Annotated in this window: 13 protein-coding genes and 1 pseudogene; 11 read left to right on the top strand and 3 right to left on the bottom strand. The window is 42.6% G+C overall.

Annotation, left to right across the window (positions count from 1 at the left end; all coding sequences use genetic code 11):
- Positions 1 to 11 precede the first annotated feature (11 nt).
- The 7 genes and pseudogenes from MHB64_RS29710 (at position 12) to hmpA (ending at position 6,359) form a co-directional block, all read left to right on the top strand.
- A complete protein-coding gene (locus tag MHB64_RS29710; RefSeq protein ID WP_341136136.1) occupies positions 12 to 635 on the top strand; it encodes a YdeI/OmpD-associated family protein in 624 nt (207 codons plus the stop codon).
- Positions 636 to 736: 101 nt separating this feature from the next.
- A complete protein-coding gene (locus tag MHB64_RS29705; RefSeq protein WP_341135973.1) occupies positions 737 to 1,744 on the top strand; it encodes a sigma-70 family RNA polymerase sigma factor in 1,008 nt (335 codons plus the stop codon).
- A gap of 126 nt (positions 1,745 to 1,870) precedes the next feature.
- Positions 1,871 to 2,566 (top strand): response regulator transcription factor, encoded by a 696-nt coding sequence (locus MHB64_RS29700; RefSeq protein WP_094868414.1) that lies wholly within the window; start codon positions 1,871 to 1,873, stop codon positions 2,564 to 2,566.
- A 124-nt stretch (positions 2,567 to 2,690) separates the two neighbouring features.
- Positions 2,691 to 3,348, top strand: a pseudogene (locus tag MHB64_RS29695) (M15 family metallopeptidase); the annotation flags it as partial.
- A gap of 196 nt (positions 3,349 to 3,544) precedes the next feature.
- Entirely contained in the window at positions 3,545 to 4,066 is a 522-nt protein-coding gene (locus MHB64_RS29690) for a VanZ family protein (RefSeq protein ID WP_341135971.1), read from the top strand.
- Positions 4,067 to 4,111: 45 nt separating this feature from the next.
- Complete coding sequence (locus tag MHB64_RS29685) at positions 4,112 to 4,948, top strand: YitT family protein (protein ID WP_094868411.1); 837 nt, start codon at positions 4,112 to 4,114, stop codon at positions 4,946 to 4,948.
- Positions 4,949 to 5,153: 205 nt separating this feature from the next.
- The gene (gene hmpA / locus MHB64_RS29680) at positions 5,154 to 6,359 is read left to right on the top strand and encodes an NO-inducible flavohemoprotein (RefSeq protein ID WP_341135970.1); all 1,206 of its coding nucleotides are present in this window, start codon (positions 5,154 to 5,156) and stop codon (positions 6,357 to 6,359) included.
- Positions 6,360 to 6,418: 59 nt separating this feature from the next.
- On the opposite strand, the gene MHB64_RS29675 is transcribed toward hmpA, so the two are convergent.
- On the bottom strand, positions 6,419 to 7,522 hold the full coding sequence (locus tag MHB64_RS29675; RefSeq protein ID WP_094875370.1) for a PdaC/SigV domain-containing protein: 1,104 nt from the start codon (positions 7,520 to 7,522) through the stop codon (positions 6,419 to 6,421).
- Positions 7,523 to 7,704: 182 nt separating this feature from the next.
- On the bottom strand, positions 7,705 to 8,562 hold the full coding sequence (locus MHB64_RS29670; protein ID WP_094868408.1) for a metallophosphoesterase: 858 nt from the start codon (positions 8,560 to 8,562) through the stop codon (positions 7,705 to 7,707).
- Between the two features lie 91 nt (positions 8,563 to 8,653).
- Between MHB64_RS29670 and MHB64_RS29665 the strand changes: the two genes are divergently transcribed.
- The 3 genes from MHB64_RS29665 to MHB64_RS29655 all read left to right on the top strand — a co-directional run bounded on the left by MHB64_RS29665 (position 8,654) and on the right by MHB64_RS29655 (position 11,108).
- Positions 8,654 to 9,490 (top strand): methyl-accepting chemotaxis protein, encoded by an 837-nt coding sequence (locus MHB64_RS29665; RefSeq protein ID WP_441339138.1) that lies wholly within the window; start codon positions 8,654 to 8,656, stop codon positions 9,488 to 9,490.
- A 77-nt stretch (positions 9,491 to 9,567) separates the two neighbouring features.
- Positions 9,568 to 9,846 carry a hypothetical protein gene (locus MHB64_RS29660; RefSeq protein ID WP_094868406.1) on the top strand — a complete coding sequence of 93 codons (279 nt, stop codon included), beginning with the start codon at positions 9,568 to 9,570 and terminating at the stop codon, positions 9,844 to 9,846.
- A gap of 140 nt (positions 9,847 to 9,986) precedes the next feature.
- A complete protein-coding gene (locus MHB64_RS29655; protein ID WP_341135969.1) occupies positions 9,987 to 11,108 on the top strand; it encodes a nitric oxide synthase oxygenase in 1,122 nt (373 codons plus the stop codon).
- A gap of 58 nt (positions 11,109 to 11,166) precedes the next feature.
- On the opposite strand, the gene MHB64_RS29650 is transcribed toward MHB64_RS29655, so the two are convergent.
- Positions 11,167 to 11,808 carry a TetR/AcrR family transcriptional regulator gene (locus tag MHB64_RS29650; protein WP_094868404.1) on the bottom strand — a complete coding sequence of 214 codons (642 nt, stop codon included), beginning with the start codon at positions 11,806 to 11,808 and terminating at the stop codon, positions 11,167 to 11,169.
- A 188-nt stretch (positions 11,809 to 11,996) separates the two neighbouring features.
- On the opposite strand from MHB64_RS29650, the gene MHB64_RS29645 reads away from it, so the two are divergent.
- On the top strand, positions 11,997 to 12,749 hold the full coding sequence (locus MHB64_RS29645) for an SDR family NAD(P)-dependent oxidoreductase (protein ID WP_094868403.1): 753 nt from the start codon (positions 11,997 to 11,999) through the stop codon (positions 12,747 to 12,749).
- Positions 12,750 to 12,796: the final 47 nt, after the last annotated feature.

Genomic DNA, 12,796 nt, shown 5'->3' with positions numbered 1-12,796 from the left:
ACCAAGTAGCGATATTGAGTAAACCAGAAGGCTCCGATTATTTAGCGGAATTGACGGATTATGATACTTCGCTAAATGGGGCGTATGATCTTATATTTGCCTTTGTACTAGACATGGCGTCGTTACAGGAACTAGTGAACCGTGTGATTGAGCAACAGCATCTTCATAAGAATGGCTATCTCTTTGTGGCGTATCCTAAAAAGGGAAACAAAGTGTATCCGACCTTTATTCATCGTGATGACTTACTAGAGGGTCTGGGCAGTGATGAGAATGGCTACATCGGGACAAGCAATATTAAATTTGCACGCATGGTAGGTTTGGATGATGTCTTTACAGTTGTGGGGTTGAAAGAGGACGCTAAGGGGAAAGGTCAGCTTTCCAATACCCCAAGTCAATCTGTGGATGACTATATTTCTTTCATTCCAATTGTGGAAGAAGATCTGAAAGATACACCGGAGCTTCTAGCCATCTATCAATCGCTTACCCCGGGATACCGCAAAGACTGGGCTCGATATGTCTATAGTGCCAAACAAGAGGCAACAAGAGCTAAGCGTAAAGAGGAAATGAAGATGATTCTACAGGCTGGTTATAAGAGCCGTGAGCTGTATCGGCAAGCCAGTAGTACTGAACTCTAACTAGACCTTTCTTCATCAAAAAGATTATTTGTAGACATAAAGACGGTTTTTGAACTCCTTTTCCGTCTATGTTATGAACTTGATTGTTAAGGAGGCAGATAGTGACTTGTACGGATGCAGAACTGGTAGATAAGGTGTGTAAAGGGGATATGGATGCATTCAGTGGGCTTATCGGCAAATATTCCAATGCAGTATACGGAGTAGCTTACGGTAAATTGGGTGATTTCCACACCGCGCAAGACATTACACAAGAGGTTTTTGTTAAGACCTATCGTAATTTACTCAACTTAAAGGAGCCAGAGAAACTCGCCAGTTGGTTATATGCAGTTACTTCACGGGAATGTATGGATTGGTTTAGGGCGAATAAGAAGAAAGCTGCATATGAATTCATGGAGCAAATCGAGGTTTCTCAGCTGGAGACCACTGAAGATCAGCTCCTCCGAAAAGAACTCCAGCAAGATGTGTGGAAGGCATTAAACACCTTATCCGAAGCTAACCGTATAGTCACCATTCTATTCTATATCGACAACTACAAGGTTAGGGAGATCGCTGATTTCCTTGATTTATCTATTGAAGCTGTCGAGAGTAGACTCCGCAGATCAAGAACGATCTTAAAAAGGGAGATGTTGAGTACAGTGAATAACAATCTAAGTGAAAACAAATTGCAGGACGAATTTAAAAAGAGAGTTTTTCAGGATGAAAGAATGCCTGAAACCAACTTTCGTCGTGTGGCCATGGGCCAAAGTGAATTCGATGATATTGATATGCCTAAGACGAACTTTTCTAATGTAAATATGGCGGGTACTAAGTTTGACAATATTAATATGAGCAGTACTACTTTTAACGATATCAATATGCATCTTGTTAAGTTTAATGAAGTCGGATTGTGGGAAATCGAGGTTAGCAATAGTGAATTAGGAGAAGCCTATTTCCATGATATTCACTTGTATGGTAAAGGCAATAAGTTTGAACGATGCCAGCTTAACGGCACATCTTTTGTAGAGTGTGATCTTTCGAATGTAGAGATAAAAGATTGCAATCTTTCAGGCGTCACAGTTAATGGCATTTCATTAGAGGCTCTGCTAGAGAGTTATCATAAAAATAAATAATATTACAACAGTTCTATTTATTCCTCATAGATTTCATCGAAACCACTCCATCCTAGGAGTGGTTTTTAAATTTGGGGTATAATGGATGTAGATCATATAGTATAAACCTACAGGGGTGAAATATAGATGAAGCGCATTACGATTTTGATTGCGGATGATGAGGCGGAGATTGCGGATCTTGTGGCTTTGCATTTGCAAAAAGAAGGGTATCATATCATTAAAGTATCCGATGGGCGGGCAGCGGTGCAAGCTATTGACTCCCAAACGATAGATTTGGCGATTCTCGATATTATGATGCCAGGGCTGGATGGCTATGAGGTAACCCGTCACATCCGGGAGCAGCATCATCTGCCGATTATCTTTTTAAGTGCGAAAACTTCTGATCTCGATAAGATCACGGGACTTGTCATAGGCGCAGATGATTATATGACCAAACCGTTTAATCCCATGGAGCTAGTAGCCCGCGTTAATTCTCAACTACGGCGCTCTATACAATTCAGTCAGCCCGCAGCCATTCTTAAGTCGGTCCTTGAAGTAGGTGGGCTGACGATTTCACCAGATGAGCATACCGTCACTCTTTACGGCGAGATAATAGACCTAACTCCGAAAGAGTTTGATATTCTGCATTTATTGGCAAGCCATCCTAAGCAGGTGTTTAGTGCGGAAAGTATCTTCCAGCAGGTATGGGGAGAAGCTTATTATGAAAGTGGCAACACGGTCATGGTGCATATCCGTACCTTACGCAAAAAGCTCGGTGAAGACATCAATAAGAACAAATTTATTAAGACGATCTGGGGCGTAGGATATACCTTTACTGGGTAAGACCACTGAGATCTTATACATTTTAAGAAAAACTTTATAATTGTCCTGCCTTTTCTTTAAAGTGTCTTCGTTATTCTATTCCTATCAAGCATAAACGCTTTAAGGAAATGGGAGGACATTACGGATGAAAAAGTGGGGCTTTTTGGTGATTGTTGTGTTATTTCTTGGTTACGCTGCAGCTCGTTATTTACCGGATACGGGTAATTTAGCTGATAAGAATGATAAGGTTCAAAAAGGATCGATTAGAAATAGCGATAGTTTAAAGGTGGTTACGCAAGATCAGGTATATCAAGGGGATTTATTGCTGGTGAACAAACAATATCCGGTACATGAGGACAGTGTGAAGTCCGATATTGTAACCTTATCTGATCAGAAGGAACTGGTTCAGGGCTACGGATTACTAGATACCTCGATTCGGTTGTCTGAAAGTGTAACCCATAAATTTATTAAGATGATTAAGGCTGCTGAGAAGGATGGCGTGAATCATTTTTTAATTAGCAGCGGGTACAGAGACTTTGAGGAGCAAGAGGAATTGTATAAGGAAAAAGGTTCAGACTATGCTCTGCCAGCACAATATAGCGAACATAATCTAGGATTATCGCTGGACATCGGGTCGTCCCAATCGGAAATGAGCAAAGCACCTGAAGGCAAATGGTTGGAAAAGAATGCGTGGAAATACGGCTTTATTCTACGCTATCCGAAAGACAAAACGGAGATTACGGGGATAAAATATGAACCTTGGCACTTCCGTTATGTCGGCTTACCGCATAGTGCGATCATTTATGAGAAGGGAATTGTGCTGGAACAATATTTAGATCTTTTGAAGGAGAATAGAGAAATTTCAACGGTTGTAGACGGCAAAACATATACGGTGAACTATTATCCAGTATCAGGATATACAAGTATTAAGATTCCAAAGGAAGGGCAATATAAAACGTCGGGCGATAATATGGACGGCGTAATTGTCACTACATTTTGATGAGTACGAAGCCTAAGAGCGAGTCTACTATGAAATTATTGCTGGCAGCCGTATTTATTGTCTATATGTATTTCTTGATCCGAATTATTGTATTTAAAGGCGCACCTTTTAGCTTGCCATCACTTTGGGAACAGGCTGGGCGTATGCTTGAGCATCCCGACAGAATTTTTAATCGACAGGGCAACTATATACCTTTTAAAGAGATCTCGCGGGGGATAGAACATCTGTCACTTTCAGATCCTTTTTCATCACTTAATTTAGTGGGCAATCTTCTGGCGTTTATTCCTTTTGGAGCCATTGTACCTATGCTGTTATCGCAAAAAGAAAGGTTATTCCAAAAGGTCTTCATGCTCTCTTTTGCGCTGAGTCTGAGCTTTGAAGTTACACAATTAGTATTGTATATCGGCACCTTTGACGTAGATGATCTGATCTTAAATACTTGCGGTGGGGTAGTCGGTTACGCCATGTATAGAATGCTGGTTTCTTCTGGATTGTTTACAACTATATCGAAGCGGTGTTAGTATTTGTGGATGGTAGATATAGACAGGAAATAGAAGGGGCATGGTATGAAAAAACGTATTTCGGATATTGTTTCCATCATTGTAGGAGCATTGCTGTTCTCCTTGGCCGTTAACTTGTTTGTGATTCCGAACGAATTCGGTGAAGGCGGGGTAACGGGACTGACTATGATTACATACTATTTGTATCAATGGTCACCGGGTATTGTTAGCTTAATTCTTAATGCTTTATTATTGATTATGGGTTATAAATTTTTGGACAAAACGACGACGGTATACACGATTATTGCGGTGTTTTTTAACTCGTTATTCTTGATTCTTACGAAGAATTGGCATATCGCCAGCGATGAGTTGATCATCAATGCAATATTTGGAGGCATCTTGTCTGGTGTGGGTATCGGAATGATCATACGCGTGGGTGGGACGACCGCAGGTTCAACCATTATCGCCAGAATCTTGCATAAATTTTTGGATTGGAACGTTAGCTACGCTCTTCTTCTGGTCGATTTAGTTGTGGTATTTGCTTCGTATTTCATCATTGGTGTTCAAAGTCTGATGTTTACGATTGTGATGCTCTATATAGCGACTAAGGTGATGGACTTCATTATTGAGGGAGTGAATCCTAAGAAGGCCATTACGATTGTATCCAAGGAGCAGGACAAAATTGCTGAACAAGTGAATCGGATCATGGATAGAGGGGTCACAGTCATTTATGGCCGGGGATATTATACTAAAGAACCCAAAGAGCTGCTTTACATTGTCATTAGCAAACAGGAAGTGACCATGCTTAAGAAAATCGTAAGATCGATTGATAAAGAGGCTTTTATCGCCATTCACGATGTAAGAGATGTGTTCGGGGAAGGCTTTGTGGAACTGGCAAAATAAGAGCTAAAGTGCTGTCCGGTAGCTACCTGAGCTGCTTGGGCGGCTTTTTTTTGGTTGGGTATTCGAATGTGATAGATATCATTGCGTTTTCTGTTTGTTCACATTTTATTAAATTTTAAAGTGATTCAGCGCACACTCGCTCATTTGCAGCTTCTATATGCTCGTTATAGAGGCATTATCTAATTGCAGGAGAGAGGGTATTCATATGTTAGATCAACAAACGATTGCTATTATAAAATCAACAGTTCCTGTATTACAGGTTCATGGAACCACCATTACTACGACGTTCTATGGCATGTTATTTGAAAACCATCCAGAGCTATTAAATATATTTAATCATGCCAATCAGCGGCAAGGCAGACAGCAGACAGCGCTTGCTAACGCAGTTCTAGCAGCGGCTATGAATATTGATCAACTAGAGAATATCTTACCAGTGGTGAAACAGATTGCTGAGAAGCATCGCGCGCTAGGTGTATTGCCTGAGCATTATCCGATTGTGGGTGAGACCTTATTAGCTGCGATTGGGCAAGTGCTTGGCGATGCGGCAACACCGGAAATCATAGATGCATGGGCCAAGGCCTATGGTGTGATCGCAGATGCTTTCATTGGTGTGGAAGCAGAAAAGTATCGTGAAGCTGCGGAAGCTCCGGGGGGCTGGAGTGGATTCAGAAACTTTGTCGTCACTCGGAAGGTTAGAGAAGGTGAGCTTATTACTTCTTTTTACCTGTCTCCTGAGGATGGAGGGGAGATCTCCTCTTATGCCCCGGGTCAGTACATCACGGTTCGTGTTCAGCCTACGGGCGAGGAATATTCCCATATTCGCCACTACAGTTTGTCCAGTGCTCCGGGACAGATGTATTACCGTATCACTGTTAAACGGGAAGGCGAAGGGTTAGACAGACCCGCAGGCGTCGTATCTACTTATCTGCATGATTTCGTCCAAGTGGGCTCTATTTTAGAAGTGGGTTCTCCAGCGGGCGATTTTGTACTGGATCAGCGTAGTGATACTCCGGTGGTTCTAATCAGTGGGGGTGTGGGCTTAACCCCAATGGTAAGTATGCTGGAGACAATAATTGCTGCACAGCCAGAACGCGAGGTAACCTATATTCATGCAGCCATCAATGGAAGTTTGCATGCTATGAAAGATAGGGTGGCAGATTTAGCGCAATCTCATTCTTCTCTTCGGTCCTATGTATGTTATGAATCTCCAAACGAAGGAGAACAGTACAATAGATCTGGTTATATTGATCTTTCTTGGCTTCAAGAAATAGCAGATGTGAACTCTGAATTCTATTTCTGTGGGCCGACCCCTTTTATGAAGGTCATATATAAGGCGCTCAAGGAATGGCGGGTACCTGATGACAGAATTCATTTTGAATTTTTTGGCCCTGCCGGCAGTTTAGAAGAATAATATAAAACAAAAAGCGCTTCAGCCGATTGGCTGAAGCGCTTTTTGTTTTGCGTTAGTATTTATTTGAAAGAAGCAAATGGATCGGTGCCTTTAGGCAATATTGAACTGAAATTAAAGGTGTAGGTAGGAATTCCAGCTGCATAAGGTGCGATTTCATATTGTTGATAGAAGATAGCTAAGCCACTTTCACTGACGTAGAAGGCTGGTTTATCTGTGAGTCCACCCGTTGACTCCGGAAAAGCAATATCCTTAGTGCTTGCCTTCAACATTTTATCTAGCTTTTGTTTGTAGTTTGGTTCTGCCTTTAGCAGGTCTTTAAGCTCTATCTTCTTACCATCCTTCAGCGAGAAGGTATGTCCCTCGCGCATGGTACCGCCGTGTGCTCCACCGCTGTAACCATATTGATCGACTACAATACTAAGTATGCCTTCACGGTTAAAGGTGACAACATAATTTTGAGAATAGTCATATTTATTCTCTATCGTACCATCTCTACGGCTAGACTCTTTCTCAGCCTCTGACACGAATAGTTCAGCCTCTTTTTTGAAGGTAGCATTAATCGTATTTTGCACTTCATCGGTTAGACCGCTGATTTTTGGATATTGTACTTTAATACTAGCATTCTTATTGCTCTTGTCTAAGGCAACAGAGGTGATCTTGATGTCATTCATCACCTTATTGCTAAGCTCAAGCGATTTCTGAGCTGGATTATATACGCCTTGAACACCTAAATAATCATTTAACAGCTTGAAAGGAACATATAAGCGGTCATTGATCATCTTCACTTCATGATTTCCGGTCATGCTATAAATGTAATATCCGTTTAAATCGGTACTGACGCCATAGTCAGAGACCTCCATGTTCAGCTTCGCCGAGTCACTACCTACACTGTAAGTCTTTGTGGTTGAATTGTATTGAATAGCAAGGCCGAAGGCATCACGCAATACGGTTAAAGGGATCATGGTATTTCCATCTACGATTTTTCCTTGCTGCGTTAAGACTTGGCCTTTATATTTAAGCACCACAGAAGGCTGCTGAACGGCTTGTTTAACCGTTTTCGTGGTCGTTGCAGCCTGAACAGAATTCCCTCCGATGAGTCCAGTACCTCCAAGTAATACTCCAGTTGCTAATACAGCAGACGTCCATTTCATAGTTTTGTTCATGATTTAATTTCTCCTCTCCAATGATGGGCTTATGTAGTTCATTATGATTTTTGATGTTGTCTATCACTCCTACAATTATACCTAGGCCCCCAATAGATTTGATTACAAACAGGGTTACAGTGTTGTTGCATAGACGTGCAAAAGGTATATACTTTTTAACCATTTATTAATTTTTGACACAATCATAAGGACTTTAAAGTAATTACGGTAAGCTCGGGGCGGCAATTAAAACGTATAGGCATACGAGTCACTCCAATCCCGCGTGTGGTATAGATCTGGAGTCGACTATCTGGGAGCTGGTATAGTCCGCTTGAATATTTACTGCCGTGAGGCGGAGTATACAAGGCACCTACAAAGGGGAGACGCACCTGTCCTCCGTGACTATGGCCGGACAATTGCAGATCTATGGGAAGATCACTATATTCATCAGCAAAATCAGGCTCGTGAGCAAGGAGTAGGGTACATGCCTTATCAGGGATATGGCGTAGCGCCTGATGAATATCTGCTTTGCCGACCCACGGATCATCTACTCCAGCTAGATAAAGCGCCTCCGCATCTTTTTTTAAGACAATATGTTCATTATGAAGCACGTGGAAGCCAGATTGCGCTAACCCTTTCGTTACAGCTTTCCTAGTACCAAAAGCATCGTGGTTACCTAATACAGCATATTGTCCAAAGGGTGCCCGCAACTGTGAACATAAGTCTACAGCCTCAGAAATATATTCGGTTGAATGATCTAGTAGATCCCCAGTGAAGCAGATCAGATCTGGACTTACATGTTGAATTTGCTGTACTAACTCTGTTAAGGCCTCGGACTTCGTATACACGCCTAAGTGTAAATCACTGAAATGAACGATACGAAATCTATCGAATGTTGGAGGGAGTAGAGGAAGCTTTATATCTATATGTTTAACTTCAAGCCAGTAGGGCTCGACCCAGTGAGAATAAATGCCGGTCGCACTAGCGGTTCCAAGCAGCCCGAGCGACACTTGAGCACTTTTCTTCAGAAATTGGCGTCTGCTAATAGGTTTAGTATTCATGAATCCATCCTACGGTAGAATTGTTACTTTAATATGACAATATTCATTATGTCACCCATTGTGTCGATAAACTTACATATACATTTACTTAATGGGAGATGAACAGATGAGTATTATCGATGCCTTAGTCCTCGCAGCACCTTACTTCAAAAAGCTTCACTCGCAAGATATTATGATCGGTATTACGGACAGGGAAATCTTCCAGTATTATACTCCTAGTAATGCCATTAATCTTGGATTGGTTAAAGGAAGTCCTATTCCACCTGAAGACTTAACCATTTCAAATGGATTGAAAGGTGAGGTTAGCTTTAACCGCATTCCAGCAGAAATATATGGAGCTCCTGTGATTTCAACATGTGTTCCTATATATGGAACAGATAACGAGGTAGTGGGCGTGTTCGCAATTGCTTACACACTGGAGAACGAGAATAAGCTTGAGGTATTTACAGAAGAGATTAATGGGATAAGCAATCACCTAATGGATATGGTTCAGAGCGTAGCTGCCCAATCTGAAGAATTATCGGCCACCTCTCAACAAATATTAGATAATACACGTAGAGCGGTAACGGAGTCTCAAGAAGTAAATAAGGTTACTAGCTTCATTCGTGAAATTTCTGAGCAGACGAATCTGCTAGGACTAAATGCGGCCATCGAAGCTGCGCGTGTAGGAGAGCAGGGGGCGGGCTTTGGCGTTGTGGCTAAGGAAGTACGCAAACTGTCTGTAAATACCAAAGAAGCAACCCATAATATTGAAAAATCACTCAGTGATGTTCAAAAGTCCATTAAACAAATGGAGCTGGAAATTGAAGCGATCTCCGCTTCTTCACACGCACAAGCAGAACTTGTCACCGAATTCAGCGGGGTAATTGAACGCTTGAATAAGGCTAGCAAAGAAATGACTACTTTCATGCAATCCATCATCCAGTAGGGTGTATGCATAAAGTTACTTATCCTAAACCATGCTAGAAGAGACAGGCGCATTTCAGAAGGGAGCGAATTTCATTTATGAAACAACCCGATTCCAGTCTGCAAGCGAACGACAATGTAACTCAAGCCAAAAATGCTTTAGGCAAACTTCATTTCTCTGTCTCTCAGGCGCTTAGTCATCCAACAGAACAGACTTTGGCACAGGCTGAGAACCGTTTGGCGCATACCGAACAGGCGGTGGAGCAAGCTCAGGCCTGGTTAGGCCCCCAAGGTGTGGAGTTGGCTGAAGAACTGCTGGCCGAGGATAAGAGCAGGCTTGCTGCATTGAAGACGCAAGGGAAACGTTCAGAACGCTAGATGTTCCTGCTACAACCCGTGAGGCGACTAAGCTTCACGGGTTGTTCTCATGCACTGTTTCTTTAAGGGTGTAGCTTAGGATTGAGGATGGTATACTGGATTGAAGGTTCTGGCAAGAGCTTGGATGGGGGATAAACGATATGAATGGTAAGGACATTGAAGAGTTAACCCGGCAGGCGGAGGCTTTCGTTCGACAATGTTACGCTGAACTTGATAAGACTGAAGCTGATATGGATCATCGCATCCAAGCCGTACGAGAAGAAATTAATCAATCCGGGAGTTACACACATACAACGGAAGAGTTGGCTCATGGGGCAAGAATGGCTTGGCGAAATAATAGCCGCTGCATTGGCCGCCTCTTCTGGCAATCCATTGAGCTGATGGATGAACGTCTGGCAGAGACCGAGGAGGATATTGCTGAAGCTTTGCTGCGACATCTGGAAAAGGCGAGTAATGGAGGACGCATTCGTCCACTTATCACGGTCTTCCGCAGCGGGGTAGATCCTGACCGGAGAATCCGGATTTGGAACCATCAATTGATTCGTTACGCGGGATATCCTGGTGATGCTGAACATGAACGCGCTGGTGATCCGGCATCGGATGAATTTACGAAATTGTGCCAACAACTAGGCTGGCAGGGAACAAGGGGCGATTTTGATGTATTGCCGCTAGTGATCAGCATAGGTAATGGGCATCCCCATGTATTTCCTATTCCTCAATACCTCATTCAGGAGGTACCGTTAACGCATCCCGAAATTGAACGTTTTGCAGAGCTTCAGCTTCGCTGGTATTCTGTACCGATCATTTCGGACATGCAGTTGGAGATTGGGGGGATTCTATACCCCGCGGCTCCTTTTAACGGCTGGTACATGGAGACTGAAATAGGCTCACGTAACTTAGGGGATACTGGACGATATAACACTTTGCCGGCTGTAGCTGATCTGATGGGACTTGACCGCTCCAGTAACACAACGCTTTGGAAGGATCGGGTGCTTCTTGAGTTGAATCGTGCAGTACTGCATTCCTTTAAGCAAGCTGGGGTCAGTATCGTTGATCACCATACAGCAGCCGATCAATTTGTGAGATTCCAAGAGCAGGAGCAGGGACATGGACGTCAGGTTTCGGGACGCTGGTCATGGCTGATCCCCCCTATGTCTCCGTCGTCTACACCGATTTGGCATGACAGTAAGCTGAAAGAATATGATTACAGCCCTCGTTTCCTTTATCAGCGATCACCTGTGGCCACCTGCCCTTTTCACTAGCAATCGAATTTATGATCAAAAAAGCGCCAAGTTCCCCTTATAAGGAAACTGGCGCTTTTTAGGCTTTTAAATGATCCAGGAAAATTCGTTTGAGAAGCTCAAGCTGATCGTCGGAGTCTAGGTCCGATTCTAGCAGGAGAATATTCTTTTTCATCGTTAGTTTCCTGGAAAAGAGGGCAAAGCTATTCATAAGAGTGATCAAGGTCTCTTTCACAGGGAGACCGGCACGAATAGAACCGTCTTCCACTCCATTTTGAATGATTCTGGAGTATTCATGCCAGATCTTACGATTGAGTGCATTGAAATTCAGCACATCCTCCACAGGCTCACTGGAGTGCGAGGCGTAGCTTTCGAAATTGACCATAAAGATAATACTTAGATGATTCTGATCCAGTATAAAGAAATCAAATAATTTCTCAATCTTTTCAAGACAGGTAAGTGGCAAGTCGGCCACATATTTAAAATAATCGAGCATAGGCTCCAGCATTCGGGTGGCCACAGCCACGATGAGCTTTTCTTTTCTAGGAAAATATCGAAACAACGTCGCAATCCCTATATTTGCTTCACTCGCGACATCCTGCATCGTCGATTTTTCAATTCCTTTTTGCGAAAATACCTGTTCTGCGGCTTCGAGGATATCCAATAATCTTTGCTGCTTACCATCGGATCTTTCTTTTTCGTAGCGTGTTTTAGGATTCATGAGGGATAGACCCTTCCATTTTTTGATTAGGTTCTTTAATTATTAGTATTATATCCACCGTTTATTGGATTAAGCAAGTAGTAGTTGTAGTTGTTTCATAATAATGATATGATGTATATCACAGTGATAGTGTGACTATCATCACTCGAATTATTATATCACAATACGATTATAGAGGAGACTTAATTATGAATCGTCTAACTAATAAAGTAGCAATCATTACAGGTGCAGGCAGCGGTATGGGTCGTGAAGAAGCGCTTTTGATGTCCAAAGAGGGCGCTACAGTTGTAGCAACAGATATTAACGAAGCTGCCGTACAAGCGGTTGTGAAGGAAATCGAAGCCAATGGTGGACAAGCAGCAGCTTATGCACATAATGTAGCTTCTGAAGAAGATTGGATTAAGGTTGTAGAAGATGTGGTTAGCAAGTTTGGTAAAATCGATATCCTGGTAAATAACGCAGGGATCTCTTTCCCTGTTCAATTGCTTGAATCCACTGTTGATCAATGGAACAAAGTAATGAACATTAACGTGAGCAGCGTATTCTTAGGCATGAAGCATGTTGTTCCTCAAATGCAGAACAATAAAGGCGGTTCCATCGTCAATATTTCCTCCATCGCAGGTTTGACGGGCAGCAGCGGTGCTGGCGCTTATACAGCATCTAAAGGTGCCGTTCGTATGCTGAGTAAAGCAGCAGCTGTAGACTTTGGTAAAGATAACATTCGCGTGAACTCTGTTCACCCAGGCTTTATCGAAACCCCAATGAGTGCTGAATTTGTAAATGACGAAAGAATGCATAGCTTCTTTATGTCCCAGACTGCATTGCCACGCGTTGGACGTGCTTCTGAAGTAGCTGAAGCTGTATTATTCTTGGCTTCTGATGAAGCTTCTTACATTACAGGTGTTGAGTTGCCAGTTGATGGCGGAGTGGTAGCTAAATAATAAATTTATAAATAGGAAACACTAAGAAAGCCGTCTCATGCGTAGAA

It is taken from the genome of Paenibacillus sp. FSL K6-2859, assembly GCF_038008265.1.
GTDB classification, from domain to species: domain Bacteria; phylum Bacillota; class Bacilli; order Paenibacillales; family Paenibacillaceae; genus Paenibacillus_AQ; species Paenibacillus_AQ nitricinens.
This window is presented reverse-complemented; position numbering and strand designations above follow the sequence as displayed.

Coding starts and splice junctions, on each gene's coding strand:
- MHB64_RS29660 (WP_094868406.1), top strand. CDS start 9,568: ATGAAACAACCCGATTCCAGTCTGCAAGCGAACGACAATGTAACTCAA.
- MHB64_RS29650 (WP_094868404.1), bottom strand. CDS start 11,808: ATGAATCCTAAAACACGCTACGAAAAAGAAAGATCCGATGGTAAGCAG.
- MHB64_RS29645 (WP_094868403.1), top strand. CDS start 11,997: ATGAATCGTCTAACTAATAAAGTAGCAATCATTACAGGTGCAGGCAGC.
- MHB64_RS29675 (WP_094875370.1), bottom strand. CDS start 7,522: ATGAACAAAACTATGAAATGGACGTCTGCTGTATTAGCAACTGGAGTA.
- hmpA (WP_341135970.1), top strand. CDS start 5,154: ATGTTAGATCAACAAACGATTGCTATTATAAAATCAACAGTTCCTGTA.
- MHB64_RS29690 (WP_341135971.1), top strand. CDS start 3,545: ATGAGTACGAAGCCTAAGAGCGAGTCTACTATGAAATTATTGCTGGCA.
- MHB64_RS29670 (WP_094868408.1), bottom strand. CDS start 8,562: ATGAATACTAAACCTATTAGCAGACGCCAATTTCTGAAGAAAAGTGCT.
- MHB64_RS29700 (WP_094868414.1), top strand. CDS start 1,871: ATGAAGCGCATTACGATTTTGATTGCGGATGATGAGGCGGAGATTGCG.
- MHB64_RS29655 (WP_341135969.1), top strand. CDS start 9,987: ATGAATGGTAAGGACATTGAAGAGTTAACCCGGCAGGCGGAGGCTTTC.
- MHB64_RS29685 (WP_094868411.1), top strand. CDS start 4,112: ATGAAAAAACGTATTTCGGATATTGTTTCCATCATTGTAGGAGCATTG.
- MHB64_RS29665 (WP_441339138.1), top strand. CDS start 8,654: ATGGGAGATGAACAGATGAGTATTATCGATGCCTTAGTCCTCGCAGCA.